Here is a 25,085-nt window from a genome sequence, read left to right as displayed (position 1 = left end):
GGCGCTTGTGGCTATCAATCTGGTCAAAGATTTTGATAGAACCAAGGCCTACGAGCTACGTATTTAAACGCGTCTGCCAACAGAAATAGATCTGGTTGAGTGACGTCAAATCAGCCCAAACACATTGTTTGACTGCAGAATCCAATGACGACGATCGACGCGGCATTGCCGTTTTAATCGATTTCCTCAAACAGTTAATTGCGGATTTTGTAGTGAATCAACCGGGCTATCCCGGTTATGCTTCGGCCTGCGAGAAGTGACTCCTTCATCGAGGGAAGTCTCCAAATCTTTAACGCGGCTTCGGCCGCGTTTTTTTTCGCCTTACAGTTTTACTTTTTTCGGGCGACGTGCGCGTCTATCTAGCAATCGCGCTCGAAACACGCCAGTAGTCGCCCCCTCCTCGTGCAACAAAAACCTACGCGAGCAATGCCGCCTGCTGCTCGATGCCATCCAGCATCGCATTGCATTTGCGGATCAACGCCAGCCCGTCGCTGCGCACCTGCTCTGTAGGGTTGACGGCAATGTCGCGACGATATCCGTCAATTGCATTGAGCAATGGCGGATATTGCAACACGCTGGCAGCCCCCGCCACACGATGAAGCCACTCGCGCAAAAGGTGAATCTCGACGATCTCGAGCAACGGCGACAGCGACTGTATATCCTCCCTCACGGACGAAACAAACGCGTCAAGCAACGCCTTGACGGTCGATTCGCTGCCCCACAATTGCGTCATATGGCTAAGGTCCACGGGGACAAACGGCTCGGCTTCGCCATAAGCAACCGGCCTGACAGGTTCCGACGCCGCGACGGCCTCCGCAGGCGCGATTTGTCTGGCGCTATCGGTGCCGAACCAGCGACTCAGATAATCGCGTAACGTGGCGAGCCGGGTCGGTTTGATAAGGCAGTCGTCCATTCCTGCCTCCCTACAGAGATTCAGGTCTTCAGGCGCGGTGTTCGCCGTGATGCCCAGAATCGGCAGACGATGCGCGCCTGCCCGCTCCCCTTCGCGAATCCGCCTCGTCAGCTCATAGCCAGACATGTTCGGCATATGGCAATCCGTGATCAGACATCCGTAGCTCGCGTGCTCCAATGCGGCCAATGCTTCTACGCCGTCGTTTGTCAGGTCGCAAGCAAAACCGAGCAACGCCAGTTGGTGACGGATCAACTCCTGATTAACCGGGTGATCTTCCGCGACGAGAATCAGCCGACCGCTGGCGATGGCCTGTTCACGGTCCGGCGGCGTCGTGACACCTTCCGGCGTGCGCGAAACGCTCGCCAAACGCGGCGCAATAGACGGCAGCCCGGTCATAGCGGCGGCGCACGCGGCACCGAGGCCGCGCCACGAAATCGGATTAATGCTGACACGCACCCTATTGTCGAGAATGCGATAACCGGACGGCTTCGGTTTCTCGGTCAGGCAAATAACACGTGTACCCAAGCCGACGTTCGCGGGCAACGTCACGTCTTCACTGACGAACAGCAAATCGATTTCTGACAAGGCAGCGCGATCGCGCAATTCACCAGCGTCGGGCGTCAAACTGTGCAACTGAAGTCCGAGCGCATGCCCGAAGTTCATCAGCGCCAGGCCGACATGCGAGTCGTTGGTCAGCACGACTCCACGCTTTCCGCGCAAACCGCTCACGTGGTAGCGCTGCGCTTCTACGGGCATGGTCAGCCGCACGATCATGCGAGTGCCCTTGCCGACTTCGCTGCGTAGCGTGAGCGTGCCGCTCATCAGATCGATCAGCTTGCGGCAGATTGTCAAACCAAGACCCGTACCACCAAAGCGGCGTGTAGTGGACGATTCCGCCTGGACGAACGGCTCGAACAGACTCGCCTGAACTTCCGACGCGATGCCGATGCCGGTGTCCTCAACGATCATTTCGAGCGTCTGGGCATCGCCGTTCTGAGCAACAACCGACACCGCCACTTCAACTTCGCCCTGTGGCGTGAACTTGATTGCGTTGCCGAGCAGGTTAAACAGAATCTGCCGAAGACGAACGCTGTCGCCGCGCAACACCGCCGCGACTTCCGACGCGATGCCCACTCGCACCTTCAGCCCCTTCTCATGCGCGCGGCCCGCGAGGAGACCGACAGCATTGTCGACCAGTTCACGTATGTCGATCGGCTCGGCTTCGAGCGTCAGCCGGCCCGCGTCGATTTTCGAGTAATCGAGCAAGTCGTCGAGTATCTGCAACAAAGCGCCCGCCGACTCGTGGATCATGCCCAGCATTTCGCCCTGATCCGTATTCAGCGGCGTGCGTTCCAGCACTTCGACAAGACCCAGAACGCCGTTCATCGGCGTACGGATTTCGTGACTCATCATGGCGAAAAAATCGTCTTTGGCGCGTGATGCCGCTTCCGCCACGTCACGCGCTCGTGCAAGCTCCTCGGAACGGGCCCGCTCCACGCTCGCATCCACCCAGTAGCCGCTCCATACGACGCGACCATCCGCCTCGCGACGCGGAACCAGTTCGGCGCGCACCCACCTGGGCGAAAGCTCGCCATTGAGACGAAACTCCATATGCACAGGCGTTTCGCCGCTAGCTGAACGCTCCAACTCAGCCAGCACGAATGGCCGGTCCTGCTCAGATACCCGATGGAAATCGACAAGATCGCGGCTGGTTGACGGCGCGTCTTCGCCGAACGGCGTAGTCTGGACTTCGCCACTGCTGCCCGACAGAAGTCGCGTGTCGCCACTGATAAACGGAAACGAATACACACCGTCCAACGTGCGCTGCATCTGGAACACCACGGCAGGCAATGAGCGAGTCACGTCGAAAAGACGCCGTTCGGTTTCACGCGCGAGCATTTCGGTGCGCCGGATATTGGTGATGTCGATCATGGTTCCGAGGATGTACGCCGGTTTGCCGTCACTACCGTTGCACACGCTGGTCCAGAACAGACCGTGCCGTGACTCCCCCTCCCGTGTCTCGAATTGCAATTCCACCTGCGCGATGTAGCCGCCTTTCAGTATGTCGCGCGTTACGTCGTCCAGAACGCGGCTGTTAGCTTCGCCCCAAGTCAGCACCTCCTGCGAGGTGCGTCCCATCACTTCCTCGCGGCTCATTCCGCACGCTTCCTCGTAGGCCCGGTTGATCGCCATGTAGCGTCCATCCAGCCCCTTTGCAACGAGCGGATACGGCACGGTCTCCATCATGGTTTCCTGGAAGTTGAGCTGCAGTGCGAGCTCGCGTTCGGTTTCCTTGCGAAGCCGGACTTCACGTTGCAACAACAAATATGCGCGCAACGTAACCAGCAACGCCACGCCGATACCGATCAGCACCGGCAGCAGCCGCACTGCTGTCACGCTCCAGATTCCATTGTCCGGCGCAGGGGCCGTCACCCATTTCTGGCGGATGCGCTGCTTTTCCGAAGCCGGCATGGCTTGCAACGCGCGATCGATCAGTCCCGCAAGCGGAGCCAGATCGGAGCGCACGGCGAAATCGAGCGAATCGAACTCGTCGATCGTGCCAAGTATCTTGAGCACATTGGCATAACGCGTTCTGAGGAGAGGGTCGACCGCGGCCACATTTCCCACCACCACATCCGCTTCACCGGACTTGAGCATTCGCAGCGCGTCGTCGAGACTTGGCGCGACGACGATGTGGTCGGCCGGAATAGCTTCGAGCGCCAGCGAACCCGAACCGGCGACATGCGATGGAATAACGACCCGGCGCGATGCGAAATCCTCCAGCGACCGCGCGGCCGGTTCCCCCGCGCGCCCAACGATCACCATCGGATAGCTTTCGTACACCTGCGTATGCTCCGCATTCTTGAGATGCGGGCCGTTGTTGGACGCAGTGGCGAGAATGGCGAGGTCGCCGCGCTGAAAGGCGTCGATCGTGGAGGCCCAGTCGGACGTGCGCGCGCGGTTGAACGCCACGCCGAGGCTCCGGCTCAGATACGCCAGATAGTCGGCGGCGATGCCAGCGGGACGGCCCATCTCGTCGACATAGCTGAACGGCGGTCCGTTACTGTCGAAGCCGACTTTCAATGGCGGCAGCGAGCGAAGCCACGCTTTTTCCTGCAAGCTCAGATCGAGGCGAGGAGTGCCGGTTTCCGGCTCCGAGTCGAAATTGCCGGACAACCAGCGCAAGCGGATCGCAGCGCTGTCGGCAGGGTTCATCGACGCAAGCGCCTGGTTCAGTTGATCTCGCAGCAACGTGTTGCCGCGCGGCACGCCAAAGCGTAAGTCGGACGTTCGGCCCGCTTCTTCGAACGCAACCCGCAGATCTCGGAATTCCTCAGTACCCAATTCGTACTGGACGACCGGCGTAAAACCGAGATAAGCGTCGGCGCCGCCACGGACTACTGCGGCGAGCGCCGCGCGCGTGGAGGCAAACGTGTCGATCTCCGCGCGCGGAAAGCCGTCGCGGATCGAACGTTCAAGAGCAAAACCTCGCTCGACGGCAATGCGCGCTTCGGCGAGCTGAGCTACGCCGGCGTACTGCTCGCCATTCCTGCGCACAACCGCCGAGACCGTCGAGTGGAAATAAGGCGCAGTGAAGTTGATGCAACGTTCGCGCTCGGGAGTGCGGGCAAGGCTCATCACGATGTCGACTCGACCGGCGCAGGCAGCCGCAAATAGTTGCGGCATATCCGCAAACGTCCTGGTTTCGATAACGACGTTTTGTCCGACCAGCGCGCGCAAATAGTCACCGCTGACGCCACTGAGCCGATTGTCCTGCAACACGTCGAACGGCATCCACCCGCCGGCGAGTACACCGACAGTCAATTTTTCAGGAAAAGCGTGGACGGCTGGAGAACTTGGTTGAACCCCAGGTGTCTGCGCGGCAGACGTCATTTGCACGGCCAGCAATAAGGGCGCCGCGAGCAGACACAACGCCGTGCGTTTGAGCGCTGGCATCAAAGCGATACGCTGGAGAAAACGGCGAATGAACAGAACATTTGTCACCGGGATCAACTCACGCGATATCCCCCTGACCATCCGCAAGCGCGACGCGTGACGAATCGGAGCTTTCTTTCAGGAAGGGAAACAGGACCCCGGCGACGATGCCAGCCGCCAATGGTGCAGCCCAGAACAGCCACAGTTGGTCCAGCGCCCAATTGCCGACAAACAGCGCCTGAGCCGTGGAGCGGGCGGGATTAATCGAACCGTTGGTAACCGGAATCGATACCAGATAAGCAAGCGTCAAGCACGCGCCGACGACCAGCGGAGCAATCGACGCCAGCTTTTCACGGCCAACAATCGACAGGCTCGCAATGACAAACGCGAAAGACAGCACAAATTCGACGACCAACGCCGAATGCATTGGATAGTCGGCAGGAGAATGTTCGCCAAAACCGTTAGCCGCGAATTCGCTCGCACCTAAATCGAAACCTGGGCGCCCGTTCGCGATGTAGAGGAGTAACGCAGCAGCCGCAATCGCGCCGAGAGTTTGCGCGACGATATAGGGCAGCAGATCCTTAACGGGAAAACGTTGTGCAACAGTAAAACCGACGGTGACAGCAGGATTGAAATGCGCGCCCGAGGTCTTTCCGAACGCATAACTGGCCGTGATAAATGCGAGACCAAATGCTAGCGACATCTCCAGTCCGCCATAGCCCTGCAAAACTGCACGGGTGTCCAGCACGGAACTGCCACAGCCGACGAACACGATCCACGCAGTCCCGATTCCTTCGCCACACAAACGCTTACCTAACGCAACCATCGCCCCTCCCATTTTCTGTGTACGAGGCAGACGGCGCCGCACAATTGCACTAAGGCATCCACCCTGAATATTCTCGCGCTCTATCACTCAGGATCGCAGAACACCTTTGCCATCCGGCAATCGAGCAATGCAGTCTCAATGAATTCAGAATTATCGAAGGGGAACCTCGACGTACCAATGGGAAAACTCTTAAATTCCTTCGTCATCAGAACGATTTTCGGACAGCGCACCACCTGCCCTCTGTCAGGCCAGGCCGATTTGCCGGGCGTATTCGATCAGTTCAGAGTCTGTTTCCAATCCGAGCTTGCGCATTGCACTGCGCTTTTGCGTACTAATAGTCTTGCCGCTACGCTGCAAACGCGCCGCAATCCTGCTCACCGCCATGCCCTGCACGTAGAGCTGGAACACCTCCCACTCACGTGCGCTGAGCACGCCGGCGCGGAGCTGTGGCTCCGGATCAGCGCTCCCGATCGCGATACTCGCTTGCTCCGACAGATAAATCTCACCGGCAACGACGGCCTCGATCGCGTCGATCAAAGCCGACACGGCGTCACGCTTACTGACGATTCCAGTCACACCTATGTTCAGCAGGCCGCCGAGCATAGGCGGATGACAATTCATGGTCAGCACAATGACGTTAGGACGCGGCCCGCCTCGCAACACGCGGCGCAGGAACGACACCGAGTTGCTCGCGCCGTCGATTCCCGGCATGCCGATATCCGAGACGACAACGTCGCACGGGTGAGCATCCAGCAGTACCGCCAGACCATGCGTGTCGGATGCCTCACCGACGACCTCGATATTCGGGTTGTCCTGCAGCAGGTACCGGATGCCGGCACGAACGCAGTGATGATCGTCGGCCACGGCGACGCGTATCTTGTGTGTCATTTTTAGCTGTCTTTTCGATTGTCATGCCCAGCACGCGACGTGCTTCCCCGGGCAATGCCAATACTTTTTATATTCGACGCGCCACGCATGCGACGCGTCGCCGGTTCGTCAACGACCTGGCGCTTGCGCGTCGGACACCACGCCGTGCTCGACGGCGAAACGGAACAACTCCGCGTCGCTCTGTAATGACAACTTGCGCATTGCCGCGCATTTCTGTGCACTAATCGTTTTGACGCTGCGCCCGAGACGCCCGGCGATCTCGCTGACGCCAAACCCTGATGCGTATTGTGTGAACACCTCGAGCTCGCGGCGCGACAACATGGTATGGACGAAATCGAGTCGCTGGGTCACGTTGGCGTCGGCAATCTGCGCACGAATTGCGGGGCCGATATAGCATTCGCGGGCCATTGCCATGACGATTGCCACGTGGATCAGATCGATCCGGTCGCGCTTGCTCACCAAACCGTCGACGCCGAGAGAAATCACTTTTTGCAGCGCAGTCGCCTCGGTCTCCATGGTGAGGATGACGAGCGCGACCTTCGGATAACGCGTCTTGAATTGCCTGATGGCCTCCAGCCCGTGACTTTCCGACGAACCCGGCATGTAGAGGTCCATGAGCACCAGATCGCAGGGGTTGCGTTCGATCTCCGTGAAGAGGTCGGTGGTGTCTGCTGCGCGGCCGACAACCTCGATGTCCGGGTAGCCGTTCATCAGATTGTTGATCGCCAGCAGAACCAATGGATGGTCGTCAGCGATGATCGCCCGAACGGGTTTGCCTGTCTCTGTGGTGTCGCTCATCATTTCTTCTTCTCCCTGCCTGACTTTTCCAGGCTATCCGGCACGACCAGTTCCACCTCCATGGTCAGATATTTTTCCGGCGATAAATATCGGATCGATCCGAAACGGGAGCGAATAATTCTGAATGACAAATTACTTAGATATGCGATTCAAATATAGAAAATCTCTTTCGCCAGCTTATTACGTGGATTATTCGAACACCCATTTATTTTTTATGCCGGAAAGTGCAAATCCGATTAAGCGTCAGATTGCATCACAGGCTCGCGCCGCTTGTGCCTCACGCGCCCGGATCGCGCGCGGAAAAATGGGCAACGCGAGCAACGCACAGGCGCTGGCCACCGCCCAAACCATCGGCCACGATCCAATCGACAACAGCGGCGGGATCGCCAGCGGAGTCAGAAACAACGTGAGAAAAACACACGTGTTGCCAATTGCCAGCGCCGTGCCCGCGCGACTCGTGCCGGCCAGCGTCGCGAGTTCGGTGAAGGCGACGCCGTGCCACGCCGACGCGCTCACGCCCCCCAGCACGATCAGCACCGCGAGCAGCGCGGTCATCGTGATGTGATGCATGCCCACGACGCCGGTCACGAGAGCTAACACGGCGAACAGGACGGCCGTCAGCAGGCTGCACGCGCGCATATATGCCCGTCGATTGCGGCGCCGGTCAGTCCAGCCGCCGCTCCAGACTCGCGCGATCGCCGCGCCCGTCTGCACGGCCGCCATCGTCACGCTGATCGCCAGCACGCCGGCCCGGCTGAAGTCGTGCAGGAACACTGTCCCGAAAGTGAGCACGGCAAGTTGCGGCACGCACAACGCGCCCGCGCCGAGCGCGACGCGCCAGATGCCGATATCGCGCAACGGCGAGACCTGCTTCGGCATAGCCGCCGATACAGTCGCGCCTTGCGCCGCAAGTGAGCGGATCGCGTCGTCCGAATCGACGTGCGACGGTTCATGCAACCAGCGCCACGCAAACGCCGCTGTGATCGCGCACGCAAGCGCCAGCGCGCCATAAGCGCTCGCAAAGCCGAATCTCGACGCAAGCGCCGGCAGCACCAGTGCGCCCAGTCCGCCGCCCGCAGGCACTGCCGTCTGCCGGATGCTCATCGCGAGCCCGCGCTCCCCCTCGCGAAACCACGCCATCACAGCCCGGCCGCTGGATCCGTTGACACTGCCGCCGAGCAGGCCGACCAGCAGAAGTCCCAGCGCAAGCACCGTCACACTCGGCACATGCGCGTCGCCCGGCACCACGAACAGTGCGAGGCCGACAAGCGCGGCAGCGGTCGACAGCAGCCCGAGCAGCAGCACCCGACGGTCGCCCCAGCGATCGGTCAGCAACCCCCAAGGCAACTCGCTGACCGAAATACCGAGACCGAGCATGCCGAGCACGAGCCCTAAACCGCCATTGTCCAGGTGATAGCCCGCGCGCAGAAAAACCGCCGTCGTTGGAATTCCCGAAAATGCCGCCGAAAAACTCGCGTTCGCGGCAAAGCCGACCCCGAGCACCTTCCATCGATGCGCCGCCGAACGCTTTTGTGCAGCCACCGCAATCGCCATTGCCTCATTTCCCATGACTCGCTCCAATTGCAAAGATTCTGGAGGTATCCTACGGTTGGGCATTCCATCGGAAAAGCCGGAAATATAGATAACATCCATCGGATATACCGAATCATGAATCAACGCGGATTCGACTTCACACAGTTGCGGACCTTCGTCGCCGTCGCCGAATCGGGCAGCGTTTCAGCGGGCGCGGAGCGTGTTTTTCTGTCGCAATCGTCGGTGAGCGAGCAGCTGAAAAAACTTGAAGAACGCGCGGGCCAGCCGTTGTTCGTGCGCAGCAAACAGGGCGTGTGCGCGACGCCCGCTGGCAACCGCCTGCTCGACCACGCGCGGCGCATTCTCGCGATGAGCGAAGCGGCGTTCGAAGACCTGCAAGGCCGTTCGCTCGACGGCGAGTTGCGCATCGCGATCACCGACTATTACCGTCCGCACGACATCGCACGGATTCTGAAAACGTTTTCCGAACAGCATCCGCGATTGAAGCTGCATGTCACGGTGATGCCGAGCGCGTCCATCGACAGCAGTGCGGCCGACGACGCGTGGTTCGACATCGGCCTTTCATTGCGGCTCGGCACCGGCAAGCCGCGCGCCGCTGGCCGGCGCAGCGGTGCGCAAAGCACCGTGGTGCGGCGCGAGAAACTGCTATGGGTCAGCGCCGCCGACACCTCGTCGGGTCCCCCCACGCCCTATCCTCTGGTCTTGCTGCCGTCGACGTGTCAGTTGCAGCGCTTTGTCGTCAAACTGCTCGACGAACACAAAGTGCCCTACGTGGTGTCACATTCCGCGTCCGGCGTCGCGGGTTTGCAACTGGCGTTGAAGGCTGGACTCGGCATTTCCTGCCTGAACGAATCGTCGATTGGCGGCGGCGTGGTCGCGTGTCCTTCGAGCATCGGACTGCCCGCATTGCCGGCGGTCGAGTTTCATTTGCTGCCAGGGCGAATCGGCGAAAGCGAACTTGTCAGCAATGCGCGAACCGCGTTAATGCAATTGTTTGCCTGAGCATCCAATGATCCATATCAGTTGGTGCGCAATGGCGAGTTGAAAGCGCGCAAATCACCTCCTATGATTGTTGCGGCACACAATCAACCGGCCTTTGTTTTGCTGTTGACGCACCGCATAAATTGCTGCAACCTGACACTCGCTGCCGGACGTTTCAGATTCGTTTCAAGCGTTATTCGCCGCAGCCCGAAAGCCGCCGCCCCTCGGCGCATTCAGGCAGATCATTGTGTTTGAAAATGCAATTGCATCGCCGTACTAAAGTCGCACCCAAAGTCGAAGCTAAAGCGCACCAGAAATAGCTGTCTCGACATAGTGCCGTCACAGTTCATGCATTAACACTTCGCGTTCCGGAATAAGTCCGTTCTGATTCGCTGTTATGCAGTTGCTATAAAAGACCGACAGCCCGACATACATTCGCCCGCGAGATTTCTGAGTGAATCCGCGCGCGAATGCGTGAGAATCAAATCGATAAAAAAGAACGTTCCCCAACGAGGCCTGGCGTGCAGCGTAGAACTATCGGATCTTCGGTTTTGCTCGTGCTTTACGTCATGTGGAGCGGCGCGGCATTGGCGGCCACGGACGCCTCCGGCGCGATGCCCTCGGCAATGGACGAGCGCATTCGTGCGTGCACGTCGTGTCACGGGGTGCAAGGCCAGGGGCTGAACAACGACTACTTCCCGCGCATTGCCGGCAAACCAGCCGACTATCTGTTCAATCAGCTCAGCGCGTTTCGTGACGGCGGCCGGACTTATCCGCCGATGGGCTACCTGCTCGCCTTCCTGCCCGACGACTATCTACGCAAGATCAGCCAGTATTTCGCCGATCTGCAACCGCCGTATCCCGCTCCCGATAACAGCGACGTTCCGGCAGCCACGCTCGCCGCTGGCGAGCGGCTCGTCATGCACGGCGACCCGGCGCGCAAGATCCCGGCGTGTATCGCTTGTCACGGCGCGCGGATGACAGGCACGCAGCCCGGCATTCCCGGCCTGCTCGGCTTGCACGCGAGCTATATCGCCGGACAGATGGGCACCTGGCGCTCGGGCACGCGTCACGCGCTCGCACCCGACTGCATGCATTCGATCGCGGTCAAGCTGAGCGACAAGGACATCACCGCCGTGTCGAGCTGGCTCGCGCGCCAGCCGCGTCCGGACGACCCGCGTCCCGCAGCGTCGGCCGCTGGGCCGCTGCCTCTTGCATGCGGGAGTCAACCGCAATGAAGCCGACATTTCGCCTGCTGATGGCCGGTTTGATCCTGGGCGGCGGCGCCATGCTTCTGCATTCGCTGCCTGCGCCGTTTTTAGCCCAAAGTCACGCTGCCGAAGCCGCCTCGGCAACACCCGCTGCCGCGTCGGGCGTGCAGGCCGACACCCGTCCCGAAATCGTCAAACGCGGCGAATATCTGGCGCGCGCGGGTGACTGCATCGCCTGCCACACCGCGCCGCGCGGCAGGCTGTTCGCGGGCGGTCTCGCGATGGAAACGCCGTTCGGCACGCTGTATTCGCCGAACATCACGCCGGACGTGCAATACGGCATCGGCTCGTGGAGCCAGGAAGCGTTCTTCAAGATGATGCGCACCGGCCGCAAACCGAACGGCGAGCTGATCTACCCGGCCATGCCGATCGCGCAATACACGAAGGTCACGCGCGAAGACTCGGACGCGATCTTCGCTTTCCTGAAGACCGTCGAGCCAGTGCGTGAGGCCAACCGCAAGCACACGCTGCGCTTCCCGTACAACCAGCGCGACCTGCTATACGGCTGGCGCACGCTGTATTTCCGCGAGGGCGAATTCAAGCCGGATCCGAACAAATCGGTCGAATGGAATCGCGGGGCGTATCTGGTCGAAGGGCTCGGACACTGCACGATGTGTCACACGAAAATCAACATGCTCGGCGGCTCGTCCAAGCGCGATCAGTTCGCGGGCGGTCTGATTCCGGTGCAGAACTGGTACGCGCCGTCGCTCACGTCGAATAAGGACGGCGGTCTCGGCGACTGGAGCATCAAGGACATCGTCGACCTGTTGCAGGCGGGCATTTCCGATCGCGGCGCGGTGTACGGCCCGATGGCCGAAGTCACCTATCACAGCCTGCAATACCTGACCGACGAAGACATCCGCGCGATGGCGATCTATCTGAAAAGCCTGCCGGACAACAGCGGTCGCAAGTCGGGGCCGAGCGCGCCGACCAATACCAACGTGTTCGCGCTCGGCGCAAAAATTTACGCCGACAAATGCGCGCTCTGCCACGGCGCAAACGGCGAAGGACATCTGCAGCATTACCCGCCGCTCGCGGGTAATCAGTCGATTGAAATGGACTCGGCGGTCAATCCGATCCGTATCGTGCTGAACGGCGGATTCCCGCCCGGCACGATGCGCAATCCCGAACCGTACGGCATGCCGCCGTTCGCGCAGGAACTGAACGACACCGAAGCGGCTGCGGTGGTCACGTACATCCGCACCGCGTGGGGCAATCATGGCCAGCCGGTGGACGCGCGCCAGGTCAACGAATTGCGCAACGCGCCGCTGCATTGAGTCACGCGTACCGAACCGCTGAACCGCTGCTCTGGAGAACCAACCGACATGAGACCGAACGACACCCCCGGCGCGCCGCCCACCGATGACGAAGTGGAACGCGTCGTCGCGTCCGGCCCGCATGGCGCGATTGCCGTCGCCGGGGTCGCGACGGTGATCGTCATGGCGATCTGGTTCGCCTTCTACTTCTTCGCGTTTCTGCCGCGCGGCGTAATCCACTGACCATGTCGACCGAATCGAATCATCAACCGGATAGCGGCCACTCGGTCGCACTACGCGCCGAACGGCGCTGGGCGATTTTCGCGGTCGGGCTGATCGTGCTGATGCTGGCCGTGATCGTCTTTTCCGGCCTGCATTGGGCGATGATGCCTCCGTCGCGTGTCGAGACGATCGACCCGTCGCGGCTGCAACTGTCCGGCGAATTCGTCGAAGACAACCTGGGCAGCGCGGTGCAGCCCGACGGCTCGGTGATGGTGCGTTTCATCGCGCAGCAGTACTCGTTCACGCCGCAATGCCTGCTGGTGCCCGCCGATACGCCGATCACGATCCGCACCACCAGCGCCGACGTCGTGCACGGCCTGCTCGTCACCGATACGAACATCAACACGATGGTCGTGCCCGGCTACGTCGCGACGCTGAACACGCAGTTCGACCATCCCGCCGATCACAACATGCCGTGCCACGAATTCTGCGGCTTCGGCCATCAGACGATGTGGGCGCACGTGAAGGTGATCGACAAAGCCACCTTCTTCGCGATGGCCCGACAATCACGGAGGCTGAGCTGTGTTCCACGCTAAGCGACTCGTTCTCGCCCATTTCTGGCTCGCCTTCATCGCGTTTCTGATCGCGCTGTTCCTCGGCGCCTGGCAGATGCTGGTGCGCAGCCCGCTGGTGCCGTGGATCGGCGACCCCGAGTTGTATTACCGCTCAGTTACCGCGCACGGTTCGGTGATGGCGTACGTGATGCCGACGCTGGTGTCGATGGGCTTCGGTTACGCGATCGTCGAACTGGCGCTCGCGCAGCGTCTGGTCGGTCTCAAATGGGCGTGGGCCGCGTTTTATCTGCTGCTGGTCGGCGCGGTAATGGCGATGGTGCCGGTCGCGCTCGGCAAGGCTTCGGTGCTCTACACCTTCTATCCGCCGATGATCGGCAGTCCGTTCTACTACCTCGGCGTGGTATTGGTGGTGGTCGGCTCGTGGATCTGGGTCGCGCTGATGCACGTGAATCTGCGCGTGTGGAAGCGCTCGAACCCCGGCAAGCCCGTGCCGCTCGCGATGTTCGCGAACGTGGCGGGTGCGTATCTGTGGGCGTGGACCGCCGTGGGCGCGGCGCTGGAGATTCTGTTCCAGATCCTGCCGGTCGCGTTCGGCCTCACGCACACCATCGACGCCGGTCTCTCGCGCATCCTGTTCTCGTGGACACTGCACGCGATCGTCTACTTCTGGCTGATTCCCGCGTATATCGCGTACTACACGCTGGTGCCGCGCGCGATCGGCGGAAGGCTGTATAGCGATTCGATGGCGCGCGTGTCGTTCATCCTGTTCCTCGTGTTCGCGATGCCGATCGGCATCCACCATCTGTTCGCCGATCCGCAGGTCGGCTCCGGCTTCAAGTTCCTGCACGCGGTATTCACAGGCATGGTGTCGGTGCCGACGCTGCTGACGGTGTTCACGATCTGCGCGTCCGTCGAAATCGCGGGGCGGTTGCGTGGCGGCAAAGGTGCGTTCGGCTGGCTCACCGCGCTACCGTGGCAAAACCCGATGATGCTGGTGATCGCATTTTCGTTCGTGATGCTGGGCTTCGGCGGCGCGGGCGGGCTCATCAACATGAGCTATCAGCTGAACTCGACGGTGCACAACACGCAGTGGGTGACCGGGCACTTCCACCTGATCTTCGGCGGCGCGATCGTGATCATGTATTTCGCGATCGCGTACGAACTGTGGCCGCAACTCACCGGCCGCGCGATCTTCTCGGCGAAGCTGGTCCGTACGCAATTGTGGCTGTGGTTCATCGGCATGATGGTCGTGACGCTGCCGTGGCATTACGTCGGCCTGCTCGGCGCGCCGCGTCGCATGGCCTATTACGACTACAACATGTCGGGCATGCAGGATCAGGGCTTCTGGGTTGGGATGTCGGCGGTCGGCGGATTGGTGCTGGTCGCGTCCGGCGTGCTGTTCATCTATATCCTCGCGAAATCGCAATTCGGTCCGGCAATCGAGGCGCAAGAGTTCCGCTTTGCGACCGCCGCGCATCCGGTGGACCGCGTGCCCGCCGCGCTCAACAGCTTCGGCTTGTGGGTTGCGCTGATGATCGGCCTCACGGTCGTCAACTACAGCGTGCCGATCGTGCAGTTGCTCAGGCTGCCGCAAACTTCCGTGCCGGCCGTCATCATCGGAGCGCAGCGATGAGCGAAGAACGCGTCTTCAGCTTGCGTAACCCGTGGTTCACGTGGAGCGTGGGCGGCACGATTGCGATTGCCGTCGTGGGGATTCTGATCGGCTTTATCTGGCTGCCGTCGGCGAGCAGCGCATTCGGCGATCGCAGTCTGTGGGCGACGATTTGCGGCGCGGCGGGCGTGCCGTCGAGTTGGTACAACGGTTCGAGTGGAAACGCACCGGTGCCGAGCGAAGTGGTCGTGTTGCCGCCTTCGCCATGGATCCATCCCACCGCGGATTCGATCGGACGCGGCGCGACCATCGCGACGCAAAACTGCTCGATGTGTCACGGCGTGACCGGCACGCCGCCGGTCACCGCTCCGGCGTTGGCGGGACAGTACCCCGACGTGATCTACAAGGAATTGCGCGATTACCAGAACGGTCTGCGGCAAAGCGCGGTCATGCAGGCGATCATCGCGGGGCGCAGCAATCAGAATCTGGAGGATCTCGCCGCTTATTACGCGTCGCTGCCGAGACCGCCCGCAGCCGAAGTTCTGCCGCGCGGCGACGAACCCGATGCGAACGCCGTGAAGCTCGCGATGCAGGGCGATCCCGAGCGCAATATCGCGCCGTGCGCGGCGTGTCACGGGCAACTCGACCGGAAAGGCGCGGCGCCGTGGTTAGGCGGACAGTCTGAGGTTTATCTCGCGGCGCAGATGCGCGCGTTCGCTTCCGGCGCGCGGCACAACGACATCAACGAGCAGATGCGGAACGTGGCGCGGCAATTGACGCCCGCCGAGATCGACGGGCTGGCGAATTACTACGCGCAGATGCGGTAACGGGTGTGTGGTTCTTTGCGGCGCGTGCCGTCTCTGATCCCGATCCATCGATGAAAGAAGCGCCGCGAGGCTCATGCGTGAGCCGACCGCGGCGTCTTTTGCTTCAGGCTGTTGCGTACCCGGCTGCGTCGCGCAGCGCCGGTTTGAGGCCCGCTCCGCCACGCCGGCCACCCGACTGTGCAGCCAATCCGGCACTGCCATTGCCCGTCTGGAACACCGCCACGGCCGCGGACAACCGGCGCGCCTGGTCTTCCAGCGAACTCGCAGCCGCAGCAGCCTGTTCGACCAGCGCAGCATTCTGCTGCGTCACCTCATCCATTTGTGCGACGGCGAGGTTGACCTGATCGATACCGGTACTCTGCTCGGTCGCGGCCGCAGCAATCTCGCCCATGATCGAACTTACGCGAGCGATGGAGTTGACGATCTCGGTCATGGTCGACCCCGAGCGTTCGACCAGTTGCGAGCCGGCCTGCACGCGCGCCGTCGACGCGTCGATCAAGCCTTTGATCTCTTTGGCCGCGGCTGCGCTGCGCTGCGCGAGCGAGCGCACTTCGCTCGCGACCACCGCGAAACCGCGCCCCTGCTCGCCTGCGCGTGCCGCCTCGACCGCCGCGTTGAGCGCGAGGATATTGGTCTGAAACGCGATCCCTTCGATCACGCCGATGATGTCCGCCATGCGCCGCGAGTCGTCGACGATGCCATGCATCGTGCCCACCACCTGCTCGGTCAACTCACCGCCCTGCGCGGCGAGGCTCGATGCGCCCTGTGCGAGCGAACTCGCCTGCTTCGCGTTTTCCGCCGTCTGCTTGACCGTGGAGGTCAGCTGCTCGATGCTCGCCGCCGTTTCTTCGAGCGATGCCGCCTGCTCTTCGGTGCGTTGCGACAGATCCGTATTACCGGCTGCGATCTCGCTCACGCCGGTATCGATCGATTCGGTGCCTTGACGGACCGCGCTCACGGTCGCGATCAGCGACTCCTGCATGGTGCGTAACGCAGCCGCGAGACGGCCCATTTCGTTGTTACTGGTCACGGTAATCTGGCTCGTCAGGTCGCCGTTGGCAATGCGCTGGAATTGCGCGATGGTCGCATCGACCGGACTGACGATCGCGCGCATCAACACCGCGCGGCCGATCCACGAAGCGAGCAGCGACACCACCATGCCGATCGCGACCGCAACACAGATCACGTAGAACAGATCCTGCGCGTCCTGATAGCGCTGCGCGCCGTGATCGAGTTGGAGTTGTTCGAGCGAGAGCATCGCCTTCTCGTACGCGCTGTACAGCGACGGCAGCTTGTGCGCCTGCAATTGCTGGAATGCGTTCTTGTCGCCGGATTTGAGCGCGGTCAGGGCCGGCGCCACGCCTTCGCGCAGGAAGGTGTCGCGCTTGTCCTGCATGTCCTTGATCAGACGCTGTTCATCGGCATCGGCGCTCGCGCGGCTCACATAGTGGGCAAGGCGGTCGTCGGACGCTTTCTGGTAGACATCGAAACGCTTGAGCACGGCGCTAGCGCCATCCTGATCGTTCAGTTCGACCAGCGACGCATACGTCGCCAGCGCAAGGCGCAGGCGCAGCAGTTGCCCGGAACTTCCTTCGAGATCGGCGACGGCGGGGGTGTCCACCGTGTACATCTGCTGCAACGACGCGTTGCTCGAACGCAGTGACAGCAATCCCGCTGCGGCGCCCAGCAGTAACGCGACGCCGAACAGCAGGATCATCAGGGTGAGGCAGGTACGAATCGACAGATTTCTCAACATCGGGCATGTCTCCATTGGGCTGCCTGACCGCACATTTGCAATAGCCTCGGCCATGCGTGCTGCGCCCAAACCCTTCGGCCCGGTCCGCAACTTGTGTCTAAAATTTAAGCGACCACCACATTGAGGGACTACGGCGGGATTACCGGAAACTTTATGGTTGGTAAGGCAGATCGTTGCCGCAGATCAACATTTGCCCGTCCAGACTGGCGTTCACGCCGACCGCCGCCTTACGGGACTATCCCGGTTTTCGTTCGAACGCAGTTGATGGACAGTGGCGAAGCAGACGTTTTTCGGAGCATGTCTATGTCGGAAGTCGGTTCCGCTCTACTCGTTTTCGCGCTTTTGCTGATCGCCACCGGCGTGGGCGTGTGGGTACGCCCGCTTTTGCCCGAAGAGCACAAGGCGCATGAAACCGTGCAGCTGATCCAGCTGGTGATCGGCATGCTGGTGACGTTCGCCGCGCTGGTGCTCGGGTTGATGACGGCGTCCGCGAAGGCCGGTTTCGATACCGCGTCGAACGATTTACGCACGTATTCCGCCGATCTGATCGAATTCGACACCACGTTGCGGGCATTCGGCGACGCAACCGGCGAAGCGCGTCGCCTGCTGCGCCAGTACACGGCGGCGGCCATCGCGTCGACATGGCCGACCGAACCGCTGCCGACCGGTGATTATCCGAAAGACCTCGGTCCGTCGAGCGGCACGCAGACTCTGGAGAACTTCCGGCTGGGCGACATGCTGACCGCGGTCGGAACGGAGTTGCGGCGATTGCACACGAGCGATCCGCTGCAACAACGCGCGCTCGACGACGCGTTGACGCAATACCGGCGAGTCGTCGACGCGCGCTGGAAGATTCTGGAAGAGGCGCACAGTTCGATCTCGCAGCCGTTTTTCCGGACACTGACGTTCTGGCTGTGCGTGATCTTTCTGAGCTTCGGGCTGATTACGCCGCGCAATGCGCTGGCGCTGGTGACGATCTCGCTAGGAGCAGTGTCGATTGCTTCGGCGATCTATGTGATCGTGGATCTGGATACGCCGTTCACGGGGCCGATTGTGGTTTCTAGTGCGTCGATGCGGGACGCGTTGACGCATTTGCGGCGGTGAAATGCCGGAATGCTATGCCGATCATGATCGGCCATAAAAAAACCCACGCGATTGCGTGGGTTTTTTGTGCGTCGATGCAGCGTGAGCGCTTCGATTAGAACGGAATATCGTCGTCCATTTCATCGAAGCCACCGCCAGCCGGCGCGCTCGGACGGCTTGCACCGCCGCCAGCATTGCCGCCACGCGGAGCACCGCCACCTGACATCGCACGGCCACCACCACCGCCGCCGCTACGCTCCGACGGCTCGCCACGGCTGTAGCCGCCTTCGTCGCCGCCACCGCCCATCGAGCCGCCACGGCCACCCAGCATTTGCATCTGCTCGGCGACGATTTCGGTCGAGTAACGGTCGGTGCCGTCCTGCGCCTGCCACTTGCGGGTGCGGATGCGCCCTTCCAGATAGACCGACGAGCCTTTCTTCAGATATTCGGAAACGATTTCCGCCAGACGGCCGAAGAACGACACACGGTGCCATTCAGTCGCTTCCTTCATTTCGCCGGACGCCTTGTCCTTGTACCGGTCCGTCGTCGCAAGGCGGATGTTCGCCACTGCGTCGCCGCTCGGAAGATAACGGACTTCCGGATCGGCTCCGAGATTGCCGACGAGAATGACCTTGTTCACGGATGCCATGAGTTTCTCCTGTTGATTCCGTTGCGGGCGGCGCGGCAATGCGCGTTTTCGCGTCTCATGGCTGACGGGCCGAGCCGGGAATAACGCCTCTGCCCGCCGCCGGGTGAGTTCTGGGTGATGTCGGGATGTGCCCCCGAGTGCGCCGCGAGCTTCGCGATTTGTCGCGAAGCTTCGCGTGTTACGTACTGACCTTGCGCGGCGGCTGTTTCATCTTTGCGGCGATTATAAGCCAGCAAAAGACGAGCCCCGAACACGTAAAGAACACAGCGCTTTGACCATCCACTTTAAGCAGCCATCCGCCGATCATTCCGCCCAGCGCAAGACCGATCGACTGCGTGGTGTTGTACACGCCGGCGGCCGCGCCCTTGCGGGTTCCGGGAGCCAGCTTCGACACCAGCGAAGGCTGCGAAGCTTCGAGAATATTGAAGCCGAGAAAGTACACAAAAAGGATCGCCGCCACACTCAGAATCGTATGCGGAGCGACGCCCAATAACAACTGGCCGATCAGGATAAGACCGATCGCGGACAGCAGCACGGCCTTCATCTTGCCGCGCTTTTCGGCGACGATGATCGCCGGAACCATCATCACGAACGACAGGCCCATGACCGGCAAATACACCTTCCAGTGCGACGCGACCGGCAGACCGCCGCCTTCGAGAATGCGCGGCACGACGAGGAACAGCGCGGTTTGCGTGGCATGCAGCACCAGCACGCCGAAATTCAGACGCAGCAGTTCGACGTTATGCAGCACTTCCCGGAACGGCGCGCGTACGTGCACCGGCTTCGGCGCATCGGGTACGACCCACAGCACGAGGCCGATCGCCAGAATCGAGAAGATGCCGACCAGCGTGAACAGGCCGCTCATGCCGACCCACTGGAACACGATCGGCGCACCGACAATCGCCACCGCGAACGACACGCCAATACTGCCGCCCACCATTGCCATCGCCTTGGTGCGATGTTCTTCGGCGGTCAGGTCGGCGATAAACGCGATCACGGCGGAGGACACCGCGCCCATCCCCTGAATCACCCGGCCCACGATGATCCACGTCATGTCGTGCGCGCCCGCCGCGACGAAGCTGCCAATCGCGAAGATCAGCAGGCCCGTGGCAATGACCGGCTTGCGGCCGATCTTGTCGGACACCCAGCCGTAGAAGATGTAGAGCATGGACTGCGTCACGCCGTACGCGCCTAGCGCGATACCGACCAGCAGCACGTTGTCGCCGCCCGGAATGGATTTCGCGTAGATCGAGAACACCGGCATGATCATGAACAGGCCGAGCATGCGCAGCGCGAAGATAGCGGCAAGCGACACGGTCGCGCGCATTTCAGGCGCGCTCATGCGTGTGGATGTAGCGGACGGATTGGACATCGGGAACGTTTCTTTGAATGAGCTGGGTTGCGCACCGCAGACAGTCGGCCCGCTGGACGGCCGCAACCGGCGGCTGACCACAACGACGGCGTGACGGCGGGATGCGAACGGCGCGGCGTGGAAACCTGCGGCCCTGTTGCATTCCCACTTGCGCCTTGCGGTGCGTCGCGGTGCCTGGGGGTGCCTTGTACTCGCGGAAAACGGCCCCAGTTAGACCTCTTTCCCGCGGCGCTGAACCGCTGCCTTACAGCTTGCCTTATGCCTGATTCCAGCTGTCAGGAAGCCGTAACGGCGGTCTCGAAAAGTCGTTATAGTAGCAGGTTTAGCCCCTTCCTCTTTCCGCCAGTTCATGGAATAAATCCGTGGAACAAATCCGTATTCGTGGGGCTCGCACCCACAACCTGAAGAACGTCAACCTCGATTTACCCCGTCACAAGCTCGTCGTCATCACGGGCCTTTCCGGCTCGGGAAAATCGTCGCTCGCGTTCGACACGCTCTACGCGGAAGGGCAGCGGCGCTATGTCGAAAGCCTTTCCGCCTATGCGCGCCAGTTCCTGCAACTGATGGAAAAACCGGACGTCGACCTGATCGAAGGTCTGTCGCCGGCCATCTCGATCGAACAGAAAGCGACGTCGCATAATCCGCGTTCCACGGTCGGCACCGTCACCGAAATTCACGACTACCTGCGACTATTATTCGCACGTGTCGGTACACCTTACTGCCCCGACCACGAGATTCCGCTCGAAGCGCAAAGCGTCTCGCAGATGGTCGACGCCGCGCTCGCATTGCCCGAAGAAACCCGGCTGATGATCCTCGCGCCGGTCGTGGCCGATCGCAAAGGCGAGCACGTCGAGCTGTTCGAGGAAATGCAGGCGCAGGGCTTCATCCGTTTTCGGGTGCGCTCGGGCGGCGGTACGGCCAACGAAGGCGTCGCGAAGATCTATGAAGTCGACTCGCTGCCGAAGCTGAAGAAGAACGACAAGCACACGATCGACGTGGTGATCGACCGTCTGAAAGTGCGGCCGGACATGAAGCAGCGGCTCGCCGAGTCGTTCGAAACGGCATTGCGTCTCGCCGACGGCCGCGCGATCGCGCTCGAGATGGATACGGACAAGGAGAAGCTGTTCAGCTCGAAGTTCGCGTGCCCGATCTGCTCGTATTCGTTGCAGGAACTGGAGCCGCGCCTTTTCTCGTTCAACAACCCGATGGGCGCGTGCCCGGAGTGCGACGGCCTCGGCCAGATCACGTTCTTCGATCCGAAGCGGGTGGTCGCGCATCCGTCGCTGTCGCTCGCGGCGGGCGCGGTGAAGGGCTGGGACCGGCGCAACCAGTTCTACTTCCAGATGCTGCAAAGTCTCGCGGCGTTCTATGAGTTCGACATCGACACCGCCGTCGAAGACCTGCCGGAGAAGGTCCGCAAGATTCTGCTGTTCGGCTCGGGCAAGCAGGAAATCCCGTTCTCGTACATCAACGAACGCGGCCGCACATCGGTACGCGAGCATGTGTTCGAAGGGATCATCCCGAATCTGGAGCGGCGTTATCGCGAGACCGATTCGGTCGCGGTGCGCGAAGAACTCGCCAAGTATCAGAACAACCAGGCGTGCCCGGCTTGCGCCGGCACGCGGTTGCGCCGCGAAGCGCGCTTCGTGCGGATCGGCCACGACGAAGACGCGCGCGGCATCTTCGAAATCAGCGGCTGGCCGTTGCGCGACGCGCTCGGCTATTTCCAGACGCTGCGGCTCGAAGGCTCGAAACGCGAGATCGCCGACAAGGTCGTGAAGGAAATCGTCGCGCGTCTGATGTTCCTGAATAACGTCGGGCTCGATTACCTGTCGCTCGAACGCAGTGCAGAAACACTGTCGGGCGGCGAGGCGCAGCGCATCCGGCTCGCGTCGCAGATCGGCTCCGGGCTCACCGGCGTGATGTACGTGCTGGACGAACCGTCGATCGGTCTGCATCAGCGCGACAACGACCGGCTGATCGCCACGCTCAAGCATCTGCGCGATCTCGGCAACTCGGTGATCGTCGTCGAGCACGACGAAGACATGATCCGCATGGCCGACTACGTGGTCGACATGGGCCCCGGCGCGGGCGAACACGGCGGCATGGTGATCGCCGAGGGCACGCCGAAGCAGGTCCAGGCGAACGCGGCGTCGATGACCGGGCAGTACATGTCCGGCGCGCGCAACATCGAATTCCCGGACGAGCGCAAAGCGCCGGACGAACGACGTCTGCGGATCATCGAGGCCTATGGCAACAATCTGCAGCATGCGTCGCTGGATCTGCCGGTCGGGCTGCTTACGTGCGTGACCGGCGTGTCCGGTTCGGGCAAGTCGACGCTGATCAACGACACGCTGTATCACGCGGTCGCGCAGCATCTGTACGGCTCGTCCACCGAGCCGGCGCCGTTTGAATCGATCGAAGGGCTCGAGCACTTCGACAAGGTGATCAACGTCGACCAGTCGCCGATCGGCCGTACGCCGCGTTCCAACCCGGCGACCTACACCGGCCTCTTCACGCCGATTCGCGAACTGTTCGCGGGCGTTCCCGCCGCCAAGGAGCGCGGTTACGAAGCGGGCCGTTTCTCGTTCAACGTGAAGGGCGGGCGCTGCGAGTCCTGCCAGGGCGACGGCGTGCTGAAGGTCGAGATGCACTTTTTGCCGGACGTGTATGTGCCTTGCGACGTCTGCCACGGCAAGCGCTACAACCGCGAAACGCTCGACGTCCAGTACAAAGGCAAGAACATCAGCGAAGTGCTCGACCTGACGGTCGAGGCCGCGCATGAGTTCTTCAAGCCGGTTCCGGTCGTCGCGCGCAAGCTGAAAACCTTGCTGGACGTGGGTCTGGGCTATATCCGCCTGGGCCAGTCGGCGACCACGCTGTCAGGTGGCGAAGCGCAGCGCGTCAAACTCTCGCTGGAACTGAGCAAGCGCGACACGGGTCGCACGCTATACATCCTCGACGAACCGACCACCGGTCTGCACTTTCACGACATCGCGCTGCTGCTGGAAGTGATCCATCGGTTGCGTGATCAAGGTAATACTGTGGTGATCATCGAGCATAATCTCGATGTAATCAAAACGGCCGACTGGGTTATCGACCTCGGTCCGGAAGGCGGTGCGGGCGGCGGGCAAATCATCGCCCAAGGAACGCCGGAGCAGGTGGCGAAGTCGAAAGCAAGCTTTACCGGCAAGTATCTGGCGCCGCTGCTGAAGCGGTCGGCCAGTAAAAAGTAACGCTGCACATCACGGGTTGGAGACGGAAGAAGCCATGGCCAAGCGGAATCAGGCGCGCGACGACGGGCAGGTGCAGGACCTACGCCCACGCCCGGTCAGGCTGACTAGCGACATGAGCCTGCCGAAGTTGTCGGCAGTCGAAATCGGCAGTTACGTTCTGATGTTGGTGGGCATGTGGGGGGTGATCGAACTGAAGCTGCTCGGCGCATTGCTCGCCGGGCTGCTGGTGTTTCAGCTCGTCCACACCATCGCGCCGCGCATCGAGCGCCACATGTCGAGCAAGCGCGCGCGCTGGCTGGCCGTGGTGATTCTGTCGACCGTGATCGTGGGCGCACTTACCGGTCTCACGCTCGGCATCATCGAGCATTTCGAGAACGACGTGCCGAGCGTGCAGAACCTGCTCGACCAGGCCATGCAGTTGATCCACGAGGCACGCGGCCGGATTCCGCAGTTCATCGCCAATTCTTTGCCGGTCGATACCGAGCAGATGAAGGCCAAAGCCGAAGAGTTGATGCACACGCACGCCAACATGCTGCAGCAAAGCGGCACGACGGCGGCGCGCGGCTTCACGCATATTCTGATCGGCATGATCATCGGTGCGATTATCGCGGTCGGCGCGCAGAAGCAGATGCACCGGCTGCCGCTGTCCACGGCCTTCGTCACGCGCGTGACGCGTTTCGCCGATGCGTTCCGCCGCATCGTGTTCGCCCAGGTCAAGATTTCCGCGATCAACGCGGTGTTCACCGCCATCTTCCTGCTGGTGATCCTGCCGATCTTTCACGACCGGCTGCCGCTGTCGAAAACGCTGGTGCTGGTCACGTTCATCCTCGGGCTGCTGCCGGTGATCGGCAATCTGATGTCGAACACGATCATCGTCGCGGTCGCGCTGTCGGTCAGCTTTCCGGCGGCGGTCATGTCGCTCGCGTTCCTGATCCTGATTCACAAGCTCGAATACTTCCTGAACGCGCGCATTGTCGGCGGCCAGATCGAAGCGCGCGCGTGGGAGTTGCTGATCGCGATGCTCGTGATGGAAGCCGCGTTCGGCATTCCCGGCGTGGTTGCTGCGCCGATTTTCTACGCGTATATCAAGCGCGAACTGATCTACTTGCGGCTGGTGTGACCCCCAAACACATCCTGGCAAATCGGGACGGCAAGCTGGATGCTGTCTCGATTTAGCACCGCAATTCAAGCGGACAAGGCGTCAGTGCCCCGCTTGCCCCTTCGCTTGCTCCTTTAGCTTCGGCCAATTGGCGGGAAACTTGCAGTAGTTCGCATCAACCCATAAGATGCGAATAATTCCCGTTTACATTAAGCCTGCGATCGTGACCTC

At 61.4% G+C, this 25,085-nt stretch carries 18 protein-coding genes; 10 read left to right on the top strand and 8 right to left on the bottom strand.

The genetic code is table 11. From position 1 onward, the window contains the following. Positions 1-415: 415 nt before the first annotated feature. The 5 genes from BLS41_RS03380 to BLS41_RS03360 all read right to left on the bottom strand — a co-directional run bounded on the left by BLS41_RS03380 (position 416) and on the right by BLS41_RS03360 (position 8,930). Positions 416-4,870 carry a transporter substrate-binding domain-containing protein gene (locus tag BLS41_RS03380; RefSeq protein WP_074766251.1) on the bottom strand — a complete coding sequence of 1,485 codons (4,455 nt, stop codon included), beginning with the start codon at positions 4,868-4,870 and terminating at the stop codon, positions 416-418. 58 nt (positions 4,871-4,928) lie between these two features. Continuing rightward, on the bottom strand, positions 4,929-5,675 hold the full coding sequence (gene aqpZ / locus BLS41_RS03375; RefSeq protein WP_074762956.1) for an aquaporin Z: 747 nt from the start codon (positions 5,673-5,675) through the stop codon (positions 4,929-4,931). A 243-nt stretch (positions 5,676-5,918) separates the two neighbouring features. Further along, the gene (locus BLS41_RS03370) at positions 5,919-6,563 is read right to left on the bottom strand and encodes a response regulator (protein WP_074762955.1); all 645 of its coding nucleotides are present in this window, start codon (positions 6,561-6,563) and stop codon (positions 5,919-5,921) included. 108 nt (positions 6,564-6,671) lie between these two features. Next, complete coding sequence (locus BLS41_RS03365) at positions 6,672-7,361, bottom strand: response regulator (RefSeq protein ID WP_074766249.1); 690 nt, start codon at positions 7,359-7,361, stop codon at positions 6,672-6,674. A 243-nt stretch (positions 7,362-7,604) separates the two neighbouring features. Next, the gene (locus BLS41_RS03360) at positions 7,605-8,930 is read right to left on the bottom strand and encodes an MFS transporter (protein WP_074762953.1); all 1,326 of its coding nucleotides are present in this window, start codon (positions 8,928-8,930) and stop codon (positions 7,605-7,607) included. 99 nt (positions 8,931-9,029) lie between these two features. Here BLS41_RS03360 and BLS41_RS03355 point away from each other — a divergent pair, with 99 nt between their 5' ends. The 7 genes from BLS41_RS03355 (at position 9,030) to BLS41_RS03330 (ending at position 15,659) form a co-directional block, all read left to right on the top strand. Then, positions 9,030-9,917, top strand: a complete 888-nt coding sequence (locus BLS41_RS03355) for a LysR family transcriptional regulator (protein WP_074762952.1) — start codon at positions 9,030-9,032, stop codon at positions 9,915-9,917. A gap of 500 nt (positions 9,918-10,417) precedes the next feature. Continuing rightward, positions 10,418-11,134, top strand: coding sequence for a c-type cytochrome (locus BLS41_RS03350; RefSeq protein WP_074766247.1), 717 nt, complete (start codon positions 10,418-10,420; stop codon positions 11,132-11,134). Continuing rightward, complete coding sequence (locus tag BLS41_RS03345; protein WP_074762951.1) at positions 11,131-12,444, top strand: c-type cytochrome; 1,314 nt, start codon at positions 11,131-11,133, stop codon at positions 12,442-12,444. The genes BLS41_RS03350 and BLS41_RS03345 overlap by 4 nt, the downstream gene beginning before the upstream one ends. Positions 12,445-12,492: 48 nt before the next feature. Then, entirely contained in the window at positions 12,493-12,666 is a 174-nt protein-coding gene (locus tag BLS41_RS38880) for a hypothetical protein (protein ID WP_171910189.1), read from the top strand. Positions 12,667-12,668: 2 nt separating this feature from the next. Beyond that, positions 12,669-13,241 (top strand): cupredoxin domain-containing protein, encoded by a 573-nt coding sequence (locus BLS41_RS03340; RefSeq protein ID WP_074762950.1) that lies wholly within the window; start codon positions 12,669-12,671, stop codon positions 13,239-13,241. Next, on the top strand, positions 13,228-14,853 hold the full coding sequence (locus BLS41_RS03335) for a b(o/a)3-type cytochrome-c oxidase subunit 1 (protein ID WP_074762949.1): 1,626 nt from the start codon (positions 13,228-13,230) through the stop codon (positions 14,851-14,853). Before BLS41_RS03340 ends, BLS41_RS03335 begins: the two co-directional genes overlap by 14 nt. Next, positions 14,850-15,659 (top strand): c-type cytochrome, encoded by an 810-nt coding sequence (locus BLS41_RS03330; protein ID WP_074762948.1) that lies wholly within the window; start codon positions 14,850-14,852, stop codon positions 15,657-15,659. Before BLS41_RS03335 ends, BLS41_RS03330 begins: the two co-directional genes overlap by 4 nt. A gap of 103 nt (positions 15,660-15,762) precedes the next feature. On the opposite strand, the gene BLS41_RS03325 is transcribed toward BLS41_RS03330, so the two are convergent. After that, entirely contained in the window at positions 15,763-17,415 is a 1,653-nt protein-coding gene (locus BLS41_RS03325; protein WP_074762947.1) for a methyl-accepting chemotaxis protein, read from the bottom strand. 303 nt (positions 17,416-17,718) lie between these two features. Between BLS41_RS03325 and BLS41_RS03320 the strand changes: the two genes are divergently transcribed. After that, the gene (locus BLS41_RS03320) at positions 17,719-18,519 is read left to right on the top strand and encodes a bestrophin-like domain (protein WP_074762946.1); all 801 of its coding nucleotides are present in this window, start codon (positions 17,719-17,721) and stop codon (positions 18,517-18,519) included. Between the two features lie 94 nt (positions 18,520-18,613). Here the strand turns inward: BLS41_RS03320 and BLS41_RS03315 are convergent, their stop codons facing one another. Together BLS41_RS03315 and BLS41_RS03310 are read right to left on the bottom strand one after the other, a co-directional pair. After that, entirely contained in the window at positions 18,614-19,147 is a 534-nt protein-coding gene (locus tag BLS41_RS03315; RefSeq protein WP_074762945.1) for a single-stranded DNA-binding protein, read from the bottom strand. A 178-nt stretch (positions 19,148-19,325) separates the two neighbouring features. Then, positions 19,326-20,519, bottom strand: a complete 1,194-nt coding sequence (locus BLS41_RS03310) for an MFS transporter (RefSeq protein WP_074762944.1) — start codon at positions 20,517-20,519, stop codon at positions 19,326-19,328. A gap of 362 nt (positions 20,520-20,881) precedes the next feature. On the opposite strand from BLS41_RS03310, the gene uvrA reads away from it, so the two are divergent. Together uvrA and BLS41_RS03300 are read left to right on the top strand one after the other, a co-directional pair. Then, positions 20,882-23,755, top strand: a complete 2,874-nt coding sequence (gene uvrA / locus BLS41_RS03305; RefSeq protein WP_074762943.1) for an excinuclease ABC subunit UvrA — start codon at positions 20,882-20,884, stop codon at positions 23,753-23,755. Positions 23,756-23,789: 34 nt separating this feature from the next. Then, entirely contained in the window at positions 23,790-24,875 is a 1,086-nt protein-coding gene (locus BLS41_RS03300) for an AI-2E family transporter (protein WP_074762942.1), read from the top strand. The last annotated feature ends 210 nt before the right edge of the window (positions 24,876-25,085 follow it).

The organism is Paraburkholderia fungorum (assembly GCF_900099835.1).
Taxonomy (GTDB): Bacteria; Pseudomonadota; Gammaproteobacteria; order Burkholderiales; family Burkholderiaceae; genus Paraburkholderia; species Paraburkholderia fungorum_A.
This window is presented reverse-complemented; position numbering and strand designations above follow the sequence as displayed.